Raw genomic sequence first — 21,935 nt, forward strand, 5'->3', positions numbered from 1 at the left:
GAGGCCCATGCCGACGGTCGCACTGCCGCGGGACATCGCCGCCGCCGTCGTGGTGTCGGGGCTCTCGACCGCCATGCGCGCCGTCGCGATCGGGGGTACGGCGCTGACCGTCGTCATGTCGGTCGACGTGGTTCTCTCGGCCGGGCTCGATCCGCTGCGTGCACCCATCGTTGCGGCGCCGGCGGTCGCGGTGCTCCTTCTCGCCGCGCTGTTGCTCATGCTGCCGTCCCGCGCGACCGCTGCGCTCTACCTGGCTGGCGGCGGGGTTGCCGCCGCGGCGTCCGTCGTCGCGGTGGTGGCGCTCGCCGAGCAGGGCGACGATCCGTTCATCCTGAATCGTGTTGCCACTGCGTTGCCGCTCGTCGGGGCCCTCGGCGGCAGCGCCCGCAGCGGGGTGCGCTGGACACTCGCCGCACTCGCCGTGTCCTACTCCGCTCTCGCGGCCGGCTGGTGGGCGGTCGGCACTCCCGGTCCGTTCGGCTACGGCCCGCTCATCGTGGGTGTCGTGTCACTCACGGGCTTCGGGTTGCTCGCCGCTGTGCGCTATCGCGCGAAGCAACGCGTTCCCGAGTTCTTGGCGGTGCAGCGAGCGGTCTTAATCGATGAACGCGAGCGTGAATTGCAGCGACGCGCGGCGGCGGCCGTGCACGACACCGTCCTCGCCGATCTCGCGGTCATCGCAATGTCGGTCGGAACCGTCGATGAGCGGATGCGCGACCACATTCTGCGGGACCTCGACGCGATCGTGCGCCCGACCGCCCGCCGAGTGTCGTCGTCCACGGCCGTGGCGGCAGCCTCCGCACCGCTCGCCGACGCGCTACTCGAACTCGCCGATCACTACCGCTGGACCGGGGTGAGTGTGCAACTGAGCGGCGCCGAGGAACTCACGGCGGAGGTGCCTGCGCCCGTCGTCGACGCGCTCGTCGGTGCCACCCGCGCGGCGCTCGACAACGTTGCGGCACACGCCGGTACCGGCCAGGCCGAACTCGTCGTCGGTCAGCGTGACGACGCGATCGCGCTTCTCGTTGTCGACGCGGGTGTCGGTTTCGACCCCGACGCCGTCGGCGCCGATCGACTGGGCCTGCGCGAATCGATCGACGGACGCATCCGCACGGTCGGTGGGTCGGTGCGCATCTGGTCCGGTGACGAGGGCACCACCGTCATGATGCGGGTTCCGCTCGGAGCGCGCGATGAGTGACCGTTCGCACGTGTCCCCCTGGTCGACCGACCCGATCAGCTGGGTGACGACCGCCGCGATTCCGGTGACGGCAACGGTCCTCGCCGTCGTCTACAGCGTGATCGAGGTGATCGCCGTTCCGCCGCGCGGCGGTGCCCTGCAGTGGCTCGGCATTCTGCTGCTCGCCGCATCGGGTGCGATCGTGCATGTGCGTACGCGTCCGCCGCGCGGAGTGCTGGGCGCACCCGAGATCATGACCATTTTCGGCTTGCTGAGCGCCGCCACGCTGTGCTCGGCTCTCGACCATCAGGGCGTCGCCTTTTCGATCACATTTTGGTGGGCACCCTTCGGGGTGTCTCTCGTCCTCGTCGCGATGGCCCCCTACGTGCGTGCATCGAGTATTGCCGCGCTCGCTGTCGCGCTGGTGGGGGTTGTCTCGCTCATCGCCGTCGTGCTCATCATTCCCGACGATCCGAGCTGGCCGCCGGTCACGACCGCGCTCATCGTGGTCACCCCGGTCGTGGCCGGGGGTACCGTGAGCGCGGTGCTCTCCGGCAGCATCGTGCGCCGGCTCATGCGCTGGAGTGAGCGACCCCTCCCCGGGGCCCCCGTGATCGGACCGGCGGGCATCGATGACCGGGCGCTGGTGCGGGCCGTCGACGACGAAATTTCGGAGCAGTTGGCAGCCGCCGTCGCGTTTCTGCGCACCGTTGCCCGACGGGGCGAGGTCACCGACAGGGATGCGCGCCAGGCCCGTTCGTTGTCGCTCGAATTGCGGGCGCGGCTCATCGCCGACGCGTCGGCCACCTGGCTCGAGCGCGTCGTGCGCGGTCACCCCGTCGACCTCGACGACCCCGAGCGTCTCGCCGACCGGTTGAGCGTCTCGCAGCGCACCGCCCTCCGCGCGATGATCGATGCGCTGCTCGCGCATCCCGAATCGGGGTTCGTGTCGGCGAGTATTGCCCTGCGGGGCTCCGCATCGGGTGATGTCGCCGTCGCGATGCGCATCAACACGACCCTGCCCGAGGGGCGGCGCATCAGCTTCCTCGCGCCCTACTACGTCTCGTTGTCGTCTGCCGTGCGCGACATCCAGTGGCGCGACGGCGCGACTCTCAAGGTGGAGTTCGAGGCGCCCGCCGAAACGACAGCGGGGCGTGCGCCGCTCGTGCAACGCACGCCCCGGAGCGAGACGGCAGGGGAGCGGGACTAGCGGCCCGAGTGCCCCGCCGAACCGAGCTGCTGCGTGGCCTCGACGACCCGCTTCGCCATCGCTGTTTCGGCGGCCTTGCCCCACGCGCGCGGGTCGTAGACCTTCTTGTTGCCGACCTCGCCGTCAACCTTCAAGAAGCCGTCGTAGTTCTTCAGCACGCTGTCGGCGACCGAGCGGCTGTAGGCGTACTGCGTGTCGGTGTCGATGTTCATCTTGATGACACCGTTCGCGACCGCGGTGGCGATCTCCTCGTCGGTCGAGCCCGAGCCTCCGTGAAAGACGAGGTCGAGCGGCAGGGCGCCGGTGCCGTACTTGGCCTGGATGCCCTGCTGGATCTCGGCGAGCAGTTCGGGCCGTAGCTTCACATTGCCCGGCTTGTAGACGCCGTGCACGTTGCCGAAGGTGAGGGCGGCCATGTAGCGGCCCTGCTCGCCCAGGCCGAGCGCCTCGACGGCCTGCTCGACGTCGCCGAGGGTCGTGTAGAGGGCGTCGTTCGAGCCCTCGTGCTGAACGCCGTCTTCCTCGCCGCCGACGACGCCGATCTCGACCTCGAGAATGGCGTTGATGTTCTTCATGCGGGGCAACAGCTCGCGGGCGATCTCGATGTTCTCGGCGAGCGGCACGGCCGAGCCATCCCACATGTGCGACTGGAAGATGGGGTTGCGTCCGGCCTTCACCTCGGCCTCGCTGGCCTCGATGAGCGGCATGACGAAGCCGTCGAGCGCATCCTTGGGGCAGTGGTCGGTGTGCAGGGCGACTGTGATGGGGTAGTTCTTGGCCACCTCGGTGGCGAACGCGGCGAACGCGAGGGCCCCCGAGGCGCGGGCCTTCACGCTCTGGCCGGCGAAGTAGTCGGCGCCGCCGGTCGTGACCTGCAGAATGCCGTCGGAGCCAGCCTCGGTGAGGCCCTGCAGAACGGCGTTGATCGTCGACGACGACGACACGTTGATGGCGGGGTAGGCGAACCCGCCCTTCTTAGCCTTATCGAGCATCTCGGCGTACTGCTCGGGGGTGGCGATGGGCATGGTGCTCCTCGTGCGTGGTGGGCTGTGGGGACGGCTCCGAGTCTAGCCAGCGTGGGGCGCCCGGCCGCTAGGCTGGGGCGTGCGCTGTTCTACCACCCGGCGCGTCCGTTCATCCGCTTGATCGACGCCGAGAGAAGGACGCCACTGTGGTGACCACCGAAACCGGAACCCTGTTCCTGCACCCCGACCGCAACCTCGCCATGGAGCTGGTGCGCGCGACCGAGGCGGCCGCGATCCGCTCGGCCCCCTACATCGGACGCGGCGACAAGAACGCGGCCGACGGCGCGGCGGTGGATGCGATGCGCAAATTCTTGGGGACGGTGAACTTCACGGGCGTCGTCGTTATCGGGGAGGGCGAGAAAGACAACGCGCCGATGCTCTTCAATGGCGAGCAGGTCGGGACCGGGAACGGCCCGATGTGCGACATCGCGGTCGACCCGATCGACGGCACCTCGTTGACGGCGGCCGGCCGCAGCCACGCGATCTCGATGATCGCGGTCGCCGATCGGGGAACCATGCTGGACGCCTCCAGCGTGTTCTACATGGACAAGATCGTCACGGGTCACGAGGGAATCGGCGTCGTCGACATCCGCCAATCGGTCGGCGAGAACATCCGAGCGCTCGCCGCGGCGAAGGGCAAGCGCGTCGACCAGATGCGGATCGCCGTGCTCGACCGGCCGCGCCACCAGAAGCTGATTGAGGAGATCCGCGAGGCGGGCGCTGGCACGCGCCTCATCCTCGACGGCGACGTCGCCGCGGGCATCAACGCCGCCCGCCACGACACCCGCATCGACATGGCGATCGGCACGGGCGGCAGCCCTGAGGGTGTGGCGACGGCCTGCGCGGTGAAGGCGCTCGGCGGCTTCATTCAGGGACGCCTCGCCCCGGGCTCCGACGAGGAGCGCGAGAAGGGCGCCGCGGCGGGCCTGACGTTCGACCACGTCTACGAGGCCAACGAGCTCGTGAGCAGCGACAACACCTTCTTCGTCGCGACCGGAGTCACCGACGGCGAGCTGGTGCGTGGCGTGCTGCGCGACGGCCCGATGATCCGCACCGAGTCGATCGTGCTGCGCTCACGCTCCGGCACGATCCGCCGCGTCGTCGCCGACCACCAGGTCTCGAAGTGGCTTGACGAGGACGAGGTGCTCGGGCTGTAGCTCGGTTCGGATCCGCGCGACGCTAGGCCGCGTCGAGGCCGAGCACGTGACCGCAGAAGTCGTGCGCGGCATCGATGTCGGGAACGGCAAAACCGGCGAAGGCGAGGCGCGGGGCGATCATGTCGCAACGCTACTCCGCCTCCGCCGGTCAAAATAGGGGCCGGTGCGCTACAGCAGGTTCGGGATTTTCTGCTCTTCGGCCGTATTCGCGCGCCGGAACCAGAAGGTCACGAAGGTCGCCACGATGACGATGAACAGTGAGTACATCGCCGGCACGATGAGAATCAGGCCGAGGTTCGGGTCGTTGGCGAATGTGGCCAGGACGATCGCGATGGCGAGGGGGCCGTTCTGGATTCCGGTCTCGAGCCCGATTGTGCGCGCGTTCGCCGGGTGCAGGCGAATGAGTCGCGCGATCGTATACGCGATGAGGATGCCGAACAGGCCCAAGCCGATGGCGACCGTGTAGGTCTGCCACGGGGTAGAGGCCAGGAGGGCCCAGTTGCGCGGTACCCAGGTCGCGATGAGGAACAGAATGAAGAACACCCCGATTAGCCCGCCCAGCAATTCCATGATCGCGCCGATATTGGCGCTGTAGCGGCGCAGAGTCATGCCGCCGATCACCGGTAGCAGCAACATGAGGACCAGCGTCGCCACGATGTTTGCGAAGGGGATCTCCAGCTGGGAATCCTGCGTGAAGATGAACGAGCCGTAGATGGCGAGCGCGAGCGGCGTCATCAGAATCGCCCACAGCGTCGAGTTGGTGGTCATGATCACGCTGAGGGCGAGATTGCCCTTCGAAAAGTAGGTGAAGATGTTCGACGTCGTCCCCGCGGGCACAGCGCCCATGAGCAGGGCGCCGAACGCGACGGGTATCGCGTACGCCGGGTCGAGCTGGAAGAGGAACAGCATGATCAGGCCGAACGCGAGCAGCGGCATGATGCCGAACTGTGTGACGAAGCCGATGATGAGGCCCTGGGGGCGCTTCAGTGCGAGCTTGAAGTCGCGCGGGGTCAGGCCGGCCCCGAGGCCGAACATGATCACGAACACCATGATCAAGAGCAGTGTCTGCTCAAAGTTGGTGACGACCTCGTCGGGGTTCACCTGCGTTGCCGCGGTGACGAGAAGGGACGTGATCACGACAGCTCCCTTCCTTGCGTCTCGATACTGGCGGTTTCGCTCGTGACCGCTTCAGCCCGCAGCTCGCGGCGGAGGATCTTGCCGATGGGGCTCTTCGGCAACTCGTCGACGAAGCGCACCGACTTCGGCACCTTGTAGGCGGCGAGCGATTCGCGGCAGTAGGCAATGATCTCGGCTTCCGTCGGGCGGGGGTCGTTCGCAACGACGTAGGCGCGAACGGCCTCACCGGTCTTGTCGTCGGGGATGCCGACGACGCCGACCTCGTTGACGCCGGGCATGGAGGCGATGCGCTCTTCGACCTCGTTGGGGAAGACGTTGAAGCCGCTGACGAGCACCATGTCTTTTTTGCGGTCGACGATCGTGAAGTAGCCGTCAGCATCCATTTCGGCAATGTCGCCGGTGCGGAACCAGCCGTCGAGCATCGCGTCTGCTGTCTCGTCGGCGCGTTGCCAGTAGCCCTTCATGATCTGCGGGCCGCGGGCGACGATCTCGCCGGGCTCTCCGACGCCAGCGTCGGTGCCGTCATCTTTCACACAGCGCACGTCGGTCGAGGGCACCGGAATGCCGATGGTGCCGTCTTTCACCTCGCCGCCGAAGGGGTTGAAGGTGAGCACGGGCGAGGTTTCGGTGAGGCCGTAGCCTTCGACGATGGGGGTGCCGGTGACCTCACGCCAGCGCTCGGCGACCGACTCGTGCAGGGCCATGCCCCCGGCTGCCGAGCCGATCAGGTGCTTCGGCGGGTTGTCGACGAACCAGCGCTCGTTGAGCAGGGCGTTGAACAGCGTGTTCACGCCCGTGGTCCACGTGATCTTGTAGTTCTCGAACGCGCGCTTCAGGTTGCTCGGTGGTCGCGGCGACGGCACGAGAATGTTGCGCGCGCCCATGTGGTAGAAGCCGATCAGGTTCACCGTGAAGGCGAAAATGTGGTACAGCGGCAGCGCCGTCAAAACGATCTCTTTGCCGGGGCGAATACTCTCGCCGAGCATCTGCAGCATCTGCATCGTGTTCGACACGAGGTTGCCGTGCGTCAGCATGGCGCCCTTCGACACACCCGTCGTGCCACCGGTGTACTGCAGGGCGGCGATCGATTCGAGGTCGACCCCGTCGAGGTAGCTGGAGCTGCGCCCCATGAGTTCGCGGCCGCGCGACAGCGCGGTTTGGAATGACGTGTGCTCGACCTCGATCTTCGGCAAGGACCGGTTCCAGTACTTCTGCACGAGGCGAATGACGCCGGCGACGACCGGCGGGAAGAACTCGGCGATGCGGACGGTGATCACCGTCTGTATGCCGGTTGCCGACACCACCTCGGGCAGTCGGTCGGCGAACATGTCGATGATGACGAGAGCCTTCGCGCCCGAGTCGCTGAACTGGTGCGTCATCTCGCTCGCGGTGTAGAGCGGATTCGTGTTGACGAGCACGAGGCCGGCCTTGAAGATACCGAATGCCACGATCGGGAAGGCGAGGCAGTTCGGCATCTGCACGGCGACCCGGTCGCCCGGTTCGAGTTGCAACTCTTCGCGGAGGTACGCAGCAAAGGCGTCGGACAGTTCGTCGACCTGGTTGTAGGTCAGTGACCCGTTCATGCCGTTGGGCATGCACTGTGTGAACGCGATCTGCTCACCGTAATCGGTGGTCGCTTTCGACAGGAGATCGGGCATGTGCCGGAAGGGCGTTGCGACGAGCTCATGCTCGACGCCGCTCGGATAGTGGGCGAGCCAGGGGCGTTGGGTCATCGTTGATCTTTCGCCAAGGGTGGACCCCGGCACCTCATTGCACCAGGGATTGCCGCAATCCTAGCGAGGGGGGCGAACGTGCCTCACTCGCCTCGCTGGTCGTCCACAGTCTCGAGCTCGCCCGGGGTCGACAGATTGTCGACAAGCTCCATCGCCGTGATTTCGCGCGGCCCCTCTTCGATGGATGCGAGCGGCCCGAGCACGGTCGACTCGTCGAGGCGCTGCAGCTTGCGCGCGCTCGGCAGCACCTGGCGTTCCATCGACCCGACGAAGCCGTTGTAGTTCTTGACCGTGCCCTCGATCGAGCGGCCGAGCTTTTCGATGTGCCCGGCAAGTGTGCCGAGGCGGCCGTACAGCTCGCGGCTGAGGTCGAACAGTTGCTTGGCATCTTCGGTCAGAACGTCTTGTTGCCACGAGAACGCGACAGTCTTCAGTACCGACCAGAGAGTGACGGGCGAGGCGAGGGCGACGCGCTTCGAGAAGGCGTAGTCCATGATCGCGGGGTCGGCCTCCATGGCGCTGGAGACGAGCGACTCGCTCGGGATGAAGGCGATGACGAGCTCGGGGGAGGCGTCGAGCCCCGCCCAGTACGCCTTCGAACCGAGTGCGTCGATGTGCGAACGCACAGCCTTGACGTGCTGCTTCATGAGCGCCTCGCGCCGCGCGCCCTCGTCACCCGTGGCGGTGATCGCGATCTGGCTGGCCTCAAGGTAGGCGGTGAAGGGCACCTTTGCGTCCACCGCGATGTTCTTGCCGCCGGGAAGGTGAATGACCATGTCGGGGCGGCCCGCGCCCGCGTCGGAGCTGATGCTCGCCTGCGTGTCGAAGTCGACCCGCTCGATGAGGCCGGCGGCCTGAACAACGTTGCGCAGCTGGGTCTCGCCCCACACGCCGCGTACGCTGTTCGACCGCAGGGCGCTCGCGAGCGACTCGGCGGTGGCGCGCAGTCGCTCTTCCGATTCAGTGGCCGACTTCAGCTGCTGCGTCAACTGCCCGTGCTGCTGGCTGCGCTGCGTTTCGAGCTCGGTCACCTTCGCCTGCATCGTGCGCAGTGTCTCTTGCACGGGGGTAAGCGCCTGCAGCACCTTGCTGTCGGCGCGCTCGCGCTCCTCGCGGGCGCGCTGCTCGGCCTGGGCGCGCTCGACGAACTCGCGGTGGGCTTGCTGCGCCTGCGTCACCTGCTCACGTAAGCCGTCGGCCGTGGCTGTAAGCCCCGCGAGCTCGGCGGTGAGCTCGGCCCGCACCGCGGCCTCCTCGGCGCGAAGCTGGGCGAGCGCTGCCTCGTGTCGCGCAGCGACCACGGCGGGATCGTCACCGGTGGGCGTTGCCCCGCGCCGACCCAGCAGGATGCCGGCGACGGCACCGACGATGAGGCCGAGGATGAGCCCGAGAGCGAGCGGTACGAGAAACTCCATGTCCTAACTCTCGCAGGCACCCCCGACATCGCGGCGTCGCCGGCACGCGCGCCGTAGGGTGGCGTCATGTCGACCACGCCCGGACGCCCCGAGTTGAGCGCCGACGACTTGCGCGTCTTGCTCGCCGTCGCCCGTCTCGGCCGGCTGACCGCCGCCGCCGATCTTCTCGGCATCGACCACACCACGGTGCGTCGTCGACTCGACCGCCTCGAGGCGGCGCTCGGCGCGCGCGTACTCGACCGCGGTGTCGACGGCTGGCACCTCACGGGGCTCGGCCGCGATGTCGTAGAGCGTGCGGCGACCCTCGACGACGTGCTCGACCAGGTCGCGGCCATTGCCGAGGGCGACCACACGGTGCGCGGCACGGTGCGCGTGGCGGCGCCCGATGGCTTCGGCTCGCTCATCATCGCGCCGGCGCTCGCGGACGTGCGCTCCGAGCATCCCGGAATCGCGGTCGAATTGGTGACCTCCACCCGACCGCTCAGCCTGCGGGGGTCGGGCTTCGACCTCGCCGTGACCATCGGCCAGGCGGCGGGTGCGCGGGTCACGGCCGAACCACTCACCGACTACGCGCTGCGGCTCTACGCGAGCCCTGACTACCTCGCGGCGCACCCGGCCGTTCGTACCGTGGGCGACCTCGCCGGGCTCGAGCTGATCTTCTACGTTGATGCGCTGCTGACCGTGCAGGAGCTCGACCTGGCGCCGGTGCTCGGCGGTATGCGCACGGGATTCGCCTCCACCAACGTCTTCGCGCAGCTGGAGGCGGTGCGGGCGGGCGCGGGCATCGGACTGTTGCACGCCTTCATGGCCGAGAACGATCCGCGTCTCGTGCCCGTGCTGCCCGACGAGGTCGAGTTCCGGCTGCGCTTCACCCTGTCGTCGCGGCCAGAAAGCCCAGCGGTCGGGGCCGTCGCGATCGTGCGGGATGCGCTGTTTCGGGCGGTCGAGAGCCGCCGCGCCGAGCTGCTGCCGGGCGGCTGACGCGTCCGTCCCGCGGACCGTGCGCAGCGCGCATCCTGAATCTGCGTTTCTGCACATTGGATGCGCGGGCTTGACCCTTGAGCGCAGAACGTGCGTGACCGAGACTGGCAGCAGCGCACCCGCGCCCTCACCTCGGGAGAGAACCCATGTCGATCGTCCAGCACTACGTGAACGGGGCCGCGTTCGCCGGCACCTCGAGCCGCACCGCCCCCGTCTACAACCCGGCCCAGGGCGCCGTCGCCCGCGAGGTCGCGCTCGCGACGAAGGCCGACCTCGACCTGGCCGTCGCCGCCGCGAAGGACGCCCTGCCCGGCTGGGCGGGCACGAGCCTCGCTAAGCGCCAGCAGATCATGTTCGCCTTCCGCGAGGCGATGAACGCCCGCAAGAACGAACTCGCGGCGATCATCACCGCCGAGCACGGCAAGGTCACCTCCGACGCGCTCGGCGAGATCGCCCGCGGCATGGAGGTCATCGAGCTCGCCACCTCGCTGCCGCAACTAATGAAGGGCGAGTACAGCGAGTCGGTGTCGACCGGCGTCGACGTGTACTCGATCAAGCAGCCGGTGGGTGTGGTGGGCGTCATCAGCCCCTTTAACTTCCCGGCGATGGTGCCGCTGTGGTTTTTTCCGCTGGCGATAGCCGCCGGCAACACGGTTGTGCTGAAGCCGAGCGAGAAGGATCCCTCGGCCGCGATCTGGATGGCCGAGCTGTTCAGCGAGGTGGGCCTGCCCGCCGGCGTCTTCAATGTCGTCAACGGCGACAAGGAGAGCGTCGACGCGCTGCTCGACAACCCCGATGTCGCCGCCATCAGCTTCGTCGGCTCGACGCCGATTGCGAAGTACATCTACGAGCGCGGCACCGCGAACGGCAAGCGCGTTCAGGCGCTCGGCGGGGCGAAAAACCACATGCTGGTGTTGCCCGACGCCGACCTCGACCTCGTCGCCGACTCGGCCGTCAACGCGGGCTTCGGCTCGGCCGGCGAGCGCTGCATGGCGATCTCGGTCGTCGTCGCCGTCGAGCCGGTCGCCGACGAGCTGATCGCCAAGGTGCGCGAGCGCATGGCGACCCTGAAGGTCGGCGACGGCACCCGCAACTGCGACATGGGCCCGCTCATCACGAAGGAACACCGCGACAAGGTGGCCGGCTACCTCGATGTTGCCGAAGAGGACGGCGCGACGATCGTTGTCGACGGTCGCGGCATCGAGGTCGACGGCGCGGCCGACGGCTTCTGGCTCGGCCCCACCCTCATCGACAACGTGCCCACCACCTCGCGCGTCTACACGGAGGAGATCTTCGGCCCCGTGCTGTCGGTCGTGCGCGTTTCGTCGTACGACGAGGGCCTCGCGCTCATCAACTCGTCCCGCTTCGGCAACGGCACGGCGATCTTCACCAACGACGGGGGAGCGGCCCGCCGCTTCCAGAACGAGGTCACCGTCGGCATGGTCGGCATCAACGTGCCGATCCCGGTGCCGGTCGGCTACTACTCGTTCGGTGGCTGGAAGGACTCGCTGTTCGGCAACGCGAAGGCCTACGGCACGCAGGCGATCGGCTTCTTCACCCGTGAGAAAGCCGTGACTTCGCGCTGGCTCGACCCGTCGCACGGTGGCATCAACCTGGGCTTCCCGCAGAACTAGACAGCCGCCACCGGCCCCGCTTGGTGACGCCGCGTGACACCCCGTGACCGTTCGTGTCGCTGCGTGTCGGGGATGCTCGACAAGGCTTCCCTGACGCCGCTAACGTCCCCGCATGACACTTCTCACCGACGCCCCCAGCACCCCGTCCACCATCCCCGCCGTCTCCATCGCTGAGCGGGCCGAACGCCTCAACGCGGCCGGCGCCGCCTGGTCGGAGCGCATCGCTGCCGACCCGTCCACCGCGAAGCTGACCTTCCGTGCATCCGGAATCGCGGAGGGGTCGGTCGCGACCACGATCCGCGCCGGAAAGCACCGATTCGTCGTGGACGAGCCGGAGGCGCTCGCCGGCGACGACGTCGCCGCGAGCCCCGTCGAGTACGCGCTCGGCGCCCTCATCTCGTGCCAGGTCGTCGTGTACCGCCTGTACGCGCGCGCCCTCGGAATCCGCCTGCTCGACATCGCGATCGAGGCGGAGGGCGACTTGGATGCGCGCAATCTGCTCGGCATCGACGACACGGTTCGCCCCGGCTTCACCGCCGTACGCCTGACCATCACGCTGACCGGCCCCGAGTCGGCGGAACGCTACGAGTACCTGCGCGAGGTCGTCGACGCGCACTGCCCGGTGCTCGACCTCTTTCAGAACCCGACGCCGGTGACCGCGACCGTGCGCAAGGGGTAGACCCTCCGGCGCCCGCGGCCGGCGGCCCGCGGCTAGGCCAGGGCAGCGGGGCGGCGGTCGGCGGCGTCCTCGTCGGCGCGCGGGCCGATCGCCCCGATGCGGGTGCCGCAGACGCTCGCCAGCTCGTCGACGCTCTCGACGCCGTGGCGCTTCGCCGCGTGCACGACGATCGCGGCACAGGCCTCGGCGTCGGCGAGCGCGTCGTGGTGGGCGAAGTCGTCGAAGCCCGCCGCCATGGCCGCGACCGGCAGGCGGTACGAGTCGAGGTGGTAGGTCTTGCGCGCCACCCGCAGGCTGCAGAGGTAGCGGGCGTCGGGCACGGCGAGCCCGCTCGCGAGGCACGCGGCCTGCAGCACGCCCATGTCGAAGCCGGCGTTGTGGGCGGCGAGTAGGTCTCCGTCGACGAACTGCCACAAGCGGTCGAACTGCTCGCCCCACAGGGGTGCGTCGACGATGTCGGCGGCCGTGATGCCGTGGATCCGCGTGTTCCACTCGTTCATCAGGTCGTAGCCGAACGGCGGGCGGATCAGCCACGACTCTTTGTCGACGACGCGACCATCGCGCACCTTCACGAGCCCGACCGAGCAGGCGCTCGCCGCGTGGCCGTTGGCGGTCTCAAAGTCGATGGCGGTGAAGTCGAGGGGCACGGTGTTGATGCTCGCATGAGCCCCCGACGTGGGCCTCCGGGCTCGCCGCGCGGCCCTAGCCTTGTACCTCGTGAATGGTCTTCGTCGCTTCAGCCCCCCGGTGCTGGCTCAGTTGTTCTGGGCGTCGAACTTCGTGGTCGCGGCCCTCGTCGTCGACGAGTTCTCGCCCATCGAGCTGACCTGGCTGCGCTGGGTCGGTGCCGCGCCGATTCTCGTGCTCGTCGCCTGGTGGCTCGAGAAGCCCAGCTGGCGGGCGGCGGTGCGCGAGTGGCCGCTGCACACGCTGCAGGCGATCCTCGGCATGGTCGGTTACACCCTGTTTCTCTACGCGGCGCTCGCGACGACGAGCCCTGTCACGGCGTCGGTGATCAGCGCCATCAATCCCGCGATCATCGCGTTGGCGGCGGTTGTCCTTCTCGGCGAGCGCATCCTGAAGCTCGGCGTCTTCGGCATCATCATCTCGACCGTCGGCGTGCTCATCGTCGTGTTCAGCGGCTCGACCGAGGGCGGGCTCGTCTTCTCTCCCGGCGACCTGCTCATGCTCGGCGCGATCAGCGTCTGGACGGCCTACGTCATCATCAGCCGTCGCGTCACGACCCCGCCGATCACCGCCACCGCGGTGCAGGCGGCGCTCAGCATCGTCGTCATGCTGCCGCTGCTCGCCATCTTCGGGGCGCCGGGCCTCACCTCGGGCGTCAGTGCCGAGGCGTGGTTCGGCCTGGCGTGGATCATCGTCTTCCCGTCGGCGCTGGCGTACCTCTTCTGGAACATCGCGGTCACGAACCTCGGCCCCTCCAAGACCGGCGTCTTCTTAAACCTGCTGCCCGTCTTCACCGCCGTGATCGCCCTTGCCTTCGGCGACGTCATCACGATCGGCCAGGCGGTCGGCGGCGCGATCGTGCTCACGGGCGTGTTCTTGACCACGCGCCCGGGCGCGACGAGAGGGGCGGATGCTGCGCACCCGCCCACAGGACCGGTCGCCACCGCGGCGCCCGCCCCGCCCGCCGACCCCGCCGAGGTGTCGGCGGAGGTGTCGGCCGCGTCGAGCGGCGCGCCCGACGCGCCCGCGGCGCCGGAGCCGCCGCGCTCGTAGCGCGAGGTGCGGCGCGGAATAGCCCCGCACATCCATGCGTTTGCATGAGCATGACGCGCATCGGTTTTCTGTCGTTCGGCAACTGGAGCAACGTACAGGGGTCGCTGACCCGCACGGGCGGCGACGCGATCCTGCAGGGCATCGACTTGGCCGTCGCGGCCGAGGAGGTCGGTGTCGACGGCGCGTTCTATCGCGTGCACCACTTCGCGAAGAACTACTCGTCGCCGTACCCGATGCTCGCGGCTGCGGCGGCCCGAACGTCGCGGATCGAGCTCGGCACGGGCGTCATCGACATGCGCTACGAGAACCCACTCGCGATGGCCGAGAACGCGGCGGCGACCGACCTGATCAGCGGCGGGCGACTCCAGCTCGGCATCAGCCGGGGGTCACCCGAGACGTCGATTGCGGGCTATGAGGTGTTCGGGCACGTGCCGGGTGCGGCCGAGGGTGTGCGTGCCGACGAGACGGACGCCGATATGGCTCGCCGGCACACGGCGGCGTTCCGCGAAGCGATCACGGGGGTGGGGCTAGCTCCCGGCAACCCGCAGATGGTCGGCACGGCGGGCCTGCTGCCGGTGACCCCGCAGTCGCCGGGCCTCGCGCAGCGCATCTGGTGGGGCGCCGGGACGAGAGCGACCGCCGTGTGGGCGGCCGAGCAGGGCATGAACCTGATGAGTTCGACGCTGCTCACCGAAGACACGGGCGTTCCGTTCGACGAGCTGCAGGCTGAGCAGATCCGGCTGTTCCGCGACGCGTGGGCCGACGCCGCTCACGCGCACGAGCCGCGCGTGTCGGTGAGCCGCAGCGTGATCCCGCTGATCGACGACGAGACCGAGTACTACTTCGGGTTGCATGCCCAGGCGGAACAGCGCGACCAGGTCGGCATTCTCGACGGCGCCCGCTCGCGCTTCGGGCGCCAATACATCGGCACCCCCGACCGCCTCGCCGAGGAGCTGTCGCGCGACCAAGCGGTGCAGGCGGCTGACACGCTGCTGATCACGGTGCCGAACCAGCTCGGCGTCGAGTTCAACGCGCGCATCCTCGAGGCGATCATGCGCGACGTGGCGCCGGCGCTGCGCGCGCCGGTCGAGTCGCTGGCGTGACCGCGGCGCGCGGACCCATTGCGTGAACAGTGCTGGGGGCGTCGACTCCGTCGTGAACTTGCGCGGGTTTGCGCATCTCGTGCGGTCATCGGTTGGCACGATCTGCGCGAACCGGCTCGATCTCGAGCCGCCGCGACTGCGTGGCCGACTCGTGCGTAGGCTCGAGTCATGGCGCGCATCCTCATCACCGGAATGTCGGGAGCAGGCAAATCGACTCTGCTCGCCGAGTTGGCGCGCCGCGGCGTAACCACCGTCGACACCGATCACGGCGGGTACACGATCGACGATCGGCTGTGGCACGTCGAGAAGATGGATGCTCTGCTCGCCTCCCACGATGAGCTGGTCGTCTCCGGCACGGTCGAGAACCAGGGCGCCTTCTATGACCGCTTCGCGGCGGTGGTGCTGCTGAGCGCTCCGCTGGGGACTCTGCTCGAGCGGGTGCGCGCCCGCGAGTGCAACGGCTACGGAAAGACGGCCGAGCAGCAGGATGACATTCGGCGTTACACCGCCGAGGTGGAGCCGCTGCTGCGCCGCAACGCAACGCACGAGCTCGACGGACGACGCTCGGTCCCTGAGCTCGCCGACGAGGTCGAGAGGTTGATGTGCGCGGCGGGGGAAGCCGCATGAAGCTGCTGCTGATCAGCGACACCCACCTGCCCGTGCGCGCCAACGAGCTACAGCCGCAGGTGTGGCAGCTCGTCGATGAGGCTGACCTCGTGATTCACGCGGGGGACTGGGTCGATGAGGCGACGGTCGACGCGCTCGCGGGGCGCGCATCCCGCCTGGTGGGGGTGGCTGGCAACAACGACGGGCCTGCAATCTGGAAGCGACTGGGTGAGGTCGCCCACGTCGAGGTTGAGGGGGTGCGCATTGCCGTCATCCACGAGACGGGCGCCGCCGCCGGGCGCGAGAAGCGCTGCGACGAGCGCTTCGGGTCAGGCTCGTCCGACCCCGCCGATCTGCTGGTGTTCGGCCACTCGCACATCCCCTGGGATTCGACCACGCCCGGCGGCCTACGCCTGCTGAACCCCGGCTCGCCGACGGATCGCCGCCGCCAGCCCGTCGGCACCGTCATGAGCGTTGAGATCGCGGATGCGCGCATCCGGTCGGTCACGCTGGTCCCGACCCCGCGCTGACCGCCGCCCGTCTTCGCGTTTGGCGTGTGTGCCTCTGACGGCACGTGACACGAGCGGCACATTCGGGAATCGGGCACCCGACATCGAGCGGGTGTGCGCACATCGTGCCTGCGCGAACAGGCTCGAACTGCGCAAACTCGCTCGCATGCGGCAGACTCTGCGACCAGGCCTACCGCCCGGCCGCGTACCCCTGCGCCCCGCGCGAGTTTGCGGCCGCGTACAACCACCCGCGTTCCGGGTCAACGCCCACGGCGCTCAGTCGCCCGAGCGTCCACGGCCCGACCACGTTCACGTCGTGGCCGCGCGCCCGCAGCTCGGCGATGACCTCCTCGCCCGCCCGCGACTCGATCGTCAGCGACCGCGGCTGCACGGTGCGCGGCGCGAACGAGGCGACCATCGCATCCGTGTGGAACATGGGAGCGTCGATCGCCTGCTGCGGCTCGAAGCCGCCGACGATGCGGCGCAGCAGGTAGAGCAGCTGCCACTGGTCCTGCTGGTCGCCGCCCGGCGTGCCGAGCGCCTCCACCACGCGGCCGTCCCGCGCGAGCAGGGTCGGCGACAGCGTCGACCGCGGCCGCACCCCCGGCGTCAGCGCCGACGGCGACGCCTCGTCGAGCCACGTCATCTGCAGGCGCGTGCCCAGGCAGAACCCCAGCGCCGGAATCGTCGGCGACGACTGCAACCAGCCGCCCGACGGCGTCGCCGAGATCATGAACCCCGAGCGGTCGACCACGTCGAGGTGGCAGGTGTCACCGCGCTGCGCGCCCGTACGGCGGTCGATCGTCGGCTCGCCCGACGCTGCCAGCGCGCCCGCCGAGCCATCCGACGCGTCGCCGACAGCACGCACCGGCGGCATCCACGGCTCACGCCCGCCAGGCCGCCCCGGCCGCACCTCGGTCGCCGCCGTCTCGCCGATCAGCGCGGCCCGCTCGCGTGCGTAGTCGACGCTCAACAGCTCATCCAGCGGTACCGACATGCCGCGCGCCTCGAGCCCCGCCGGGTCGGCGAACCACGCGTCGCGGTCGGCGAGCGCGAGCTTCAGCGCCTCGGTGATCGTGTGGATGCCCTCGGCCGTCCCCGGGTCCAGCCGCCGGTCGTCTCCATCAAGCGAAGCCACCGCATCCAGAATTGCGAGCGTCATGAGTAGCGCGGGCCCCTGCGTCCACGCGCCGGCCTTCACGACGTCGAACCCGCGGAACGCCAGCCGCGCGGGCACCTCCTCCGCCGGCGCAAACGCGGCGACGTCGGCCGCCGTCATGACACCGGCGTGGTCGCCACCGTCCGCGTGCCGCGCCGGCGTCGCCACGAACTCCTCGACCGCCTCGCCGACGACGCGGCTCCAGTGGTCAATCGCGGCCCGGATGCGCTCCTCACGCGACCCGGACTGCTCACCCGCTGCGATCATCCCGTTCACCAGCGCCGCGTAGGCGGCGTTCGTCACGCGCGATTGCGGCGCGGGCGCCGCCCCGTCGACGAGCCACTGCGCGGCCGACGTCGGCCAGTGCTCGCTGAACAGCGAGGTGACGCGCTCGATGACGCGGGTCACGTTCTCGTGCACGGGGTAGCCGTCCCGGGCGAGGTCGCGGGCGAAGGCGAGCACGTCGCGCAGCTCCCAGGTGCCGCGGGTGGCGAGCAGGTGCAGCCAGGCGACGACCGAGCCGGGCACGGCGGCGGCGAGCGGCCCCGCGCCCGGCACCTCGTCGAGACCCAGGCCCCGATAGTGCTCGATGGTCGCGGCGGCCGGCGCGGCACCCTGGCCGGCAAGCACGTAGGGCGCTTCGCCGGCGGGCGCGATCAGCGCCGTGAGGTCGCCGCCCGGCCCGTTCAGGTGCGGCTCGACAACGTGCAACACGAACGCGGCCGCGACGGCGGCGTCGGCCGCGTTGCCTCCGCGCTCGAGCACCGAGTTCGCGGCGGCCGTCGCCAGGTAGTGCGTGCTGGCGGCCATGCCGAAACTGCCGCGCAGTTCGGGGCGGGTGCGGTCGGGGGAGGGCGGCGTGAACGCATGCATCCCGCCACCGTAACCCGCGCATCCGGGCACCCACCCGAAGGTAGGCTTGCCCCCCGTGGCCCTCACCATCGGAATCGTCGGACTGCCCAACGTCGGCAAGTCCACCCTGTTCAACGCCCTGACCCAGAACGACGTGCTCGCGGCGAATTACCCGTTCGCGACGATCGAGCCAAACGTCGGGGTCGTGAACCTGCCCGACAGCCGTCTGGAGGTTCTCGCCGGCATCTTCAACAGTGAGCGCATCCTGCCCGCGACGGTGTCGTTCGTCGATATCGCCGGCATCGTGAAGGGCGCGAGCGAGGGCGAGGGCCTCGGCAACCAGTTCCTCGCGAACATCCGCGAGTCGGATGCGATCGCCCAGGTCGTGCGCGCCTTCACCGACGACGACGTCGTGCACGTCGCCGGCAAGGTCGACCCTGCCAGCGACATGGAGATCATCAACACCGAGCTCATGCTCGCCGACCTGCAGACCCTCGAGAAGGCGATCACGCGTTACGAGAAGGAGGTGCGCGGGCGCAAGCTTGACCCCTCGGTGCTGGATGCGGCGCTCGCCGCCAAAGCGCTTCTCGAAGGCGGCACGACCCTGTCGGCGGCCGGCTTCGACGCCTCGCCGCTGCGCGAGCTCGGCCTGCTCTCGGCGAAGCCCTTCATCTACGTGTTCAACGTCGACGAGGGCGTGCTCGGCGACAGCGCCCGCGTGGAGGAGTTGGCCGCGCTGGTCGCCCCCGCCAAAGCCGTCTTCCTCGACGCGAAGATCGAAAGCGAGCTCATCGGCCTCGACCCGGAGGACGCGGCCGAGCTGCTTGCTTCGACCGGCCAGACAGAGAGCGGTCTGAATCAGCTCGCCCGCATCGGCTTCGACACCCTCGGCCTGCAGACGTACCTCACAGCTGGGCCGAAGGAGTCGCGCGCCTGGACGATCGGCAAGGGGTGGAAGGCCCCGCAGGCCGCCGGCGTGATCCACACCGACTTCGAGAAGGGCTTCATCAAGGCGGAGGTCATCTCGTTCGACGACCTCGTCGAGTGCGGCTCGGTCGCCGAGGCCCGCGCCAAGGGCAAAGCCCGCATGGAGGGCAAGGACTACGTCATGCAGGACGGCGACGTGGTCGAGTTCCGTTTCAGCAACTAGCAGCGTGGTCTTGCGACTCGTTGTCGACGCCGCGCAATCGTTTGTCATGTCAGATGGCCGGCGCATTCTCGGCGATCCGCGAGCCAACGAGTTCGTGAACGACCGCGTCGAGCTCCCATAGCCATCCTGGATGCCCGCTTTCTGCCGAGAGCGTCTTGGCCGCCCACGGGTACCACTTCCACTGCGCTTTCTGCACAGGATCGGTCGGGATGAAACGCCCATAGTGCGCGGCGGCGTTCCGCCGCCCATACACTGCCCGAATGAAGGCATAAAGGTCGCCGCCGTCGGGCCATTGGCGCCCGGCGAGGCTGCCTGATCTGACAAGTTCGAACACGCGAGGAGCGGCTTGGCTTGTTGTGCCCCCCTCCGGCCACTGGGAGCCGTCGTCGAGGAACACTTTCGCGCCGTCAGGGATCTCGTTGATCGCTATCGTTTCGAGAACGGCCCAGAGCTTGAAGTATCTAGAGTCTTCCTGCTTCTCGCGTCGGGCTTCGAGATAGAGATTGACATACAACTCCACTTCGGGTGCCGCAGCGATTGCGCCGCCAACACGGAGGACCTCGCGAGAGCTTTCACCGCCCATGAATCCGCCGATGAGGTTCCCGGGGTCGCTTTTGCGGAGGTTTCGGAAGCGGATGTGTTGTGGCGCACGGCGCTCGAGTGCGACCATGATTGGCCGGGGTGCCGCGTATCGCAGGTAAGCGAGGGCGAGCACGAGCTTGTCTGTCTCGGCCATAGCGAGAGCATCGGCTTCGGTCTCGTCTTCTGCCCAGATCTGCGGGAACTCGAACACCGCGAAGTCGTTGCGGCGAAGTTGTTGATTCCATGCTTCGTCATCGACGCGTCCTGGCCATATAAGACGCTCGAGGGAGGCATTTATGAGATCACGAAGGTCGCCGTCGTTGACCTCGAGCATCTGCGGGTGCACGACGCCGTGGGTGGTCGGGATCTGCTGGGTGATCAGTAACCCTTCGATGAAGACGGCCGCACGGAACTGAGAGCCCTGACCGGCCGTGCCGAGTGGTTGATTGAATCGTGCCTCTCTCCGCCTTTGCAGGTCCAGGTACAAGTCGACGACCTTGTCACTCGCCGTTTTCGGTGAGTTCAGTGCTGTCATCGACACGAACTCGGGATAGACGACTTCCTGCGCGAGCGGAGGTTGCTTTGACGAGGGATCAAACGGCGGCGGTGCGATCCCGGCCGCCGAGACGAAGACGACGCATTCGCGGTCGATCTCGAATCCGGAAGCGTGGTGCCAGCTTCCTGTGCCGTCGTCCCCGATCTCCATTGAGAATGACATCGCCATCATCAGCGGTTCGATGTCGTCACTCGATTCGATCTGCACACTGATGGTCGTATTCGACCACTCCGGCGCATCGTTGACGAAAACGGTGAACGGTTGCCCCATCTCGAGGACATAGGGCTCGATCCGAGCATTAAAGGTCACTCTTGGACGTTACCAACATCGCACTGCTCCGGGATGCTGACAGTGTCACGGGCCACGGCATCCACCCGCATTAGCAGGCTCCGCATCGTGGTGATGCCTTTCAGCAACGTAACCCGGTCGAGTTCCGCTTCAACTTGTAGCGCGCGTTGGCACCTCGAAAAAGAACGACCCATCCCGGGTTGAGTCGGTGGTTGCCAGTAGCGTGACAGCAGCGCGCTTGCGCGACCGCTGTGCCGGAGCGGCTTCCTCCAACAGTTGGGTGATCCGTGTCTACTACTCCGGGAATTGAGCTCTACCGATCCGCGACGGGCCAAGTCGAGCTCGCTGTCAGAGCCGACGGCCGAAACGTTTGGCTGACCAGGGCGCAACTGGCCACGCTATTTGGTCGAGACGTGAAGACGATCGGCAAGCACGTGGCTAATGCCCAAAACGAAGAACTCGATGGCATGTCAACTGTCGCAAAATTTGCGACAGTTCAGTCCGAAGGCGGTCGTGAGGTAACTCGCCAGGTCGAGCACTACAACCTCGACATGGTTCTCTCCGTCGGCTACCGGGTGAAGTCACCGGAAGGCATTCACTTCCGGCGCTGGGCGACCACCGTTCTCCACCAGTACGTCCTTGATGGCGTGGCGTTCGACGCGCGACGCCTCGAACAGCTCGGCTCAATCGTCCGGGTGCTCTCGCGCTCAACGGATGAGTTGGTTGCCGGCGTCGCTGAGGTCGTCGACCGCTACCTGCCGAGCCTCCGCTCTCTCCGCGCCTACGACGAGGGTGACATCCCCACCTCTGGAGGCTCAGCACCAACGTGGCAACTGACCTACGACGAAACTCGCGCGCTCATCGACCAGGTCGGTGAAGAGTTTCCGGCCGACACCCTATTCGGCGGTGAGCGCGGTGACGCGCTTCGCAGCGTCATCGCGACCTTGTACCAAGGGTTCGGCGGCGTTGAGCTCTATCCGAGCGTCGAACTCAAAGCCGCCAACCTTCTGTACCTCGTTGTAAAGGATCACCCGCTCACCGACGGCAACAAACGCAGTGCGGCAGCTCTGTTCGTCCACTTCCTGCAACGCAACGGGATGCTGATCGACGCCAACGGCGAATCGCGCGTCTCGAACAACGCGCTCGCGGCGATCACCCTCATGGTCGCAATGAGCGACCCGAAGGAGAAAGAGCTGATGATCGCCCTGATCGCCAGCATGCTCTCCAGCGAAGGCGAATAGC

General features: G+C 68.1%; 19 protein-coding genes. 12 read left to right on the top strand and 7 right to left on the bottom strand.

Going from position 1 to position 21,935, the window contains the following annotated elements; translation table 11 throughout:
* Positions 1–7: 7 nt before the first annotated feature.
* Positions 8–1,198 carry a sensor histidine kinase gene (locus tag CPY97_RS04285; protein ID WP_096420938.1) on the top strand — a complete coding sequence of 397 codons (1,191 nt, stop codon included), beginning with the start codon at positions 8–10 and terminating at the stop codon, positions 1,196–1,198.
* Positions 1,191–2,387, top strand: a complete 1,197-nt coding sequence (locus tag CPY97_RS04290) for a hypothetical protein (RefSeq protein ID WP_096420939.1) — start codon at positions 1,191–1,193, stop codon at positions 2,385–2,387. The genes CPY97_RS04285 and CPY97_RS04290 overlap by 8 nt, the downstream gene beginning before the upstream one ends.
* Here CPY97_RS04290 and fbaA read toward each other — a convergent pair.
* On the bottom strand, positions 2,384–3,412 hold the full coding sequence (gene fbaA, locus CPY97_RS04295; protein WP_096420940.1) for a class II fructose-bisphosphate aldolase: 1,029 nt from the start codon (positions 3,410–3,412) through the stop codon (positions 2,384–2,386). The genes CPY97_RS04290 and fbaA overlap by 4 nt on opposite strands.
* A gap of 200 nt (positions 3,413–3,612) precedes the next feature.
* Here fbaA and glpX point away from each other — a divergent pair, with 200 nt between their 5' ends.
* Complete coding sequence (gene glpX, locus CPY97_RS04300) at positions 3,613–4,569, top strand: class II fructose-bisphosphatase (protein WP_096423335.1); 957 nt, start codon at positions 3,613–3,615, stop codon at positions 4,567–4,569.
* A gap of 168 nt (positions 4,570–4,737) precedes the next feature.
* Here glpX and CPY97_RS04305 read toward each other — a convergent pair whose 3' ends face one another.
* The 3 genes from CPY97_RS04305 to rmuC all read right to left on the bottom strand — a co-directional run bounded on the left by CPY97_RS04305 (position 4,738) and on the right by rmuC (position 8,854).
* Positions 4,738–5,706 carry a bile acid:sodium symporter family protein gene (locus CPY97_RS04305; RefSeq protein ID WP_197702254.1) on the bottom strand — a complete coding sequence of 323 codons (969 nt, stop codon included), beginning with the start codon at positions 5,704–5,706 and terminating at the stop codon, positions 4,738–4,740.
* Positions 5,703–7,439, bottom strand: coding sequence for an AMP-binding protein (locus CPY97_RS04310; protein WP_096420941.1), 1,737 nt, complete (start codon positions 7,437–7,439; stop codon positions 5,703–5,705). The genes CPY97_RS04305 and CPY97_RS04310 overlap by 4 nt, the downstream gene beginning before the upstream one ends.
* A gap of 83 nt (positions 7,440–7,522) precedes the next feature.
* Positions 7,523–8,854: a DNA recombination protein RmuC gene (gene rmuC / locus CPY97_RS04315; protein ID WP_096420942.1), complete on the bottom strand. Its 1,332-nt coding sequence runs from the start codon at positions 8,852–8,854 to the stop codon at positions 7,523–7,525.
* 66 nt (positions 8,855–8,920) lie between these two features.
* On the opposite strand from rmuC, the gene CPY97_RS04320 reads away from it, so the two are divergent.
* The 3 genes from CPY97_RS04320 to CPY97_RS04330 all read left to right on the top strand — a co-directional run bounded on the left by CPY97_RS04320 (position 8,921) and on the right by CPY97_RS04330 (position 12,148).
* Positions 8,921–9,835, top strand: coding sequence for a LysR family transcriptional regulator (locus CPY97_RS04320; protein WP_096420943.1), 915 nt, complete (start codon positions 8,921–8,923; stop codon positions 9,833–9,835).
* A 146-nt stretch (positions 9,836–9,981) separates the two neighbouring features.
* Positions 9,982–11,469, top strand: coding sequence for a CoA-acylating methylmalonate-semialdehyde dehydrogenase (locus CPY97_RS04325; RefSeq protein WP_096420944.1), 1,488 nt, complete (start codon positions 9,982–9,984; stop codon positions 11,467–11,469).
* A gap of 112 nt (positions 11,470–11,581) precedes the next feature.
* Positions 11,582–12,148, top strand: coding sequence for an OsmC family protein (locus tag CPY97_RS04330; protein ID WP_096420945.1), 567 nt, complete (start codon positions 11,582–11,584; stop codon positions 12,146–12,148).
* Between the two features lie 32 nt (positions 12,149–12,180).
* Here CPY97_RS04330 and CPY97_RS04335 read toward each other — a convergent pair whose 3' ends face one another.
* Positions 12,181–12,795 carry a 3'-5' exonuclease gene (locus CPY97_RS04335; protein ID WP_096420946.1) on the bottom strand — a complete coding sequence of 205 codons (615 nt, stop codon included), beginning with the start codon at positions 12,793–12,795 and terminating at the stop codon, positions 12,181–12,183.
* Positions 12,796–12,865: 70 nt separating this feature from the next.
* Between CPY97_RS04335 and CPY97_RS04340 the strand changes: the two genes are divergently transcribed.
* From CPY97_RS04340 to CPY97_RS04355, 4 genes are all read left to right on the top strand, one after another.
* Positions 12,866–13,888 (top strand): DMT family transporter, encoded by a 1,023-nt coding sequence (locus tag CPY97_RS04340; RefSeq protein WP_161494068.1) that lies wholly within the window; start codon positions 12,866–12,868, stop codon positions 13,886–13,888.
* A gap of 50 nt (positions 13,889–13,938) precedes the next feature.
* Complete coding sequence (locus tag CPY97_RS04345; protein WP_096423339.1) at positions 13,939–14,991, top strand: LLM class flavin-dependent oxidoreductase; 1,053 nt, start codon at positions 13,939–13,941, stop codon at positions 14,989–14,991.
* A gap of 168 nt (positions 14,992–15,159) precedes the next feature.
* Positions 15,160–15,618 carry an AAA family ATPase gene (locus CPY97_RS04350; RefSeq protein WP_096420948.1) on the top strand — a complete coding sequence of 153 codons (459 nt, stop codon included), beginning with the start codon at positions 15,160–15,162 and terminating at the stop codon, positions 15,616–15,618.
* Positions 15,615–16,127, top strand: coding sequence for a metallophosphoesterase family protein (locus CPY97_RS04355; RefSeq protein ID WP_096423341.1), 513 nt, complete (start codon positions 15,615–15,617; stop codon positions 16,125–16,127). The genes CPY97_RS04350 and CPY97_RS04355 overlap by 4 nt, the downstream gene beginning before the upstream one ends.
* A 169-nt stretch (positions 16,128–16,296) precedes the next feature.
* On the opposite strand, the gene CPY97_RS04360 is transcribed toward CPY97_RS04355, so the two are convergent.
* Complete coding sequence (locus tag CPY97_RS04360; RefSeq protein ID WP_096420949.1) at positions 16,297–18,138, bottom strand: gamma-glutamyltransferase family protein; 1,842 nt, start codon at positions 18,136–18,138, stop codon at positions 16,297–16,299.
* Positions 18,139–18,193: 55 nt separating this feature from the next.
* Here CPY97_RS04360 and ychF point away from each other — a divergent pair, with 55 nt between their 5' ends.
* A complete protein-coding gene (gene ychF, locus CPY97_RS04365; protein WP_096420950.1) occupies positions 18,194–19,267 on the top strand; it encodes a redox-regulated ATPase YchF in 1,074 nt (357 codons plus the stop codon).
* 49 nt (positions 19,268–19,316) lie between these two features.
* On the opposite strand, the gene CPY97_RS04370 is transcribed toward ychF, so the two are convergent.
* A complete protein-coding gene (locus tag CPY97_RS04370) occupies positions 19,317–20,714 on the bottom strand; it encodes a hypothetical protein (protein WP_150129189.1) in 1,398 nt (465 codons plus the stop codon).
* Positions 20,715–21,106: 392 nt separating this feature from the next.
* On the opposite strand from CPY97_RS04370, the gene rhuM reads away from it, so the two are divergent.
* Positions 21,107–21,934: a RhuM family protein gene (gene rhuM, locus CPY97_RS04375; protein ID WP_231924032.1), complete on the top strand. Its 828-nt coding sequence runs from the start codon at positions 21,107–21,109 to the stop codon at positions 21,932–21,934.
* Position 21,935 lies beyond the last annotated feature (1 nt).

Origin of the sequence: Microcella alkaliphila (assembly GCF_002355395.1) — a bacterium.
Lineage (GTDB): Bacteria > Actinomycetota > Actinomycetes > Actinomycetales > Microbacteriaceae > Microcella > Microcella alkaliphila_A.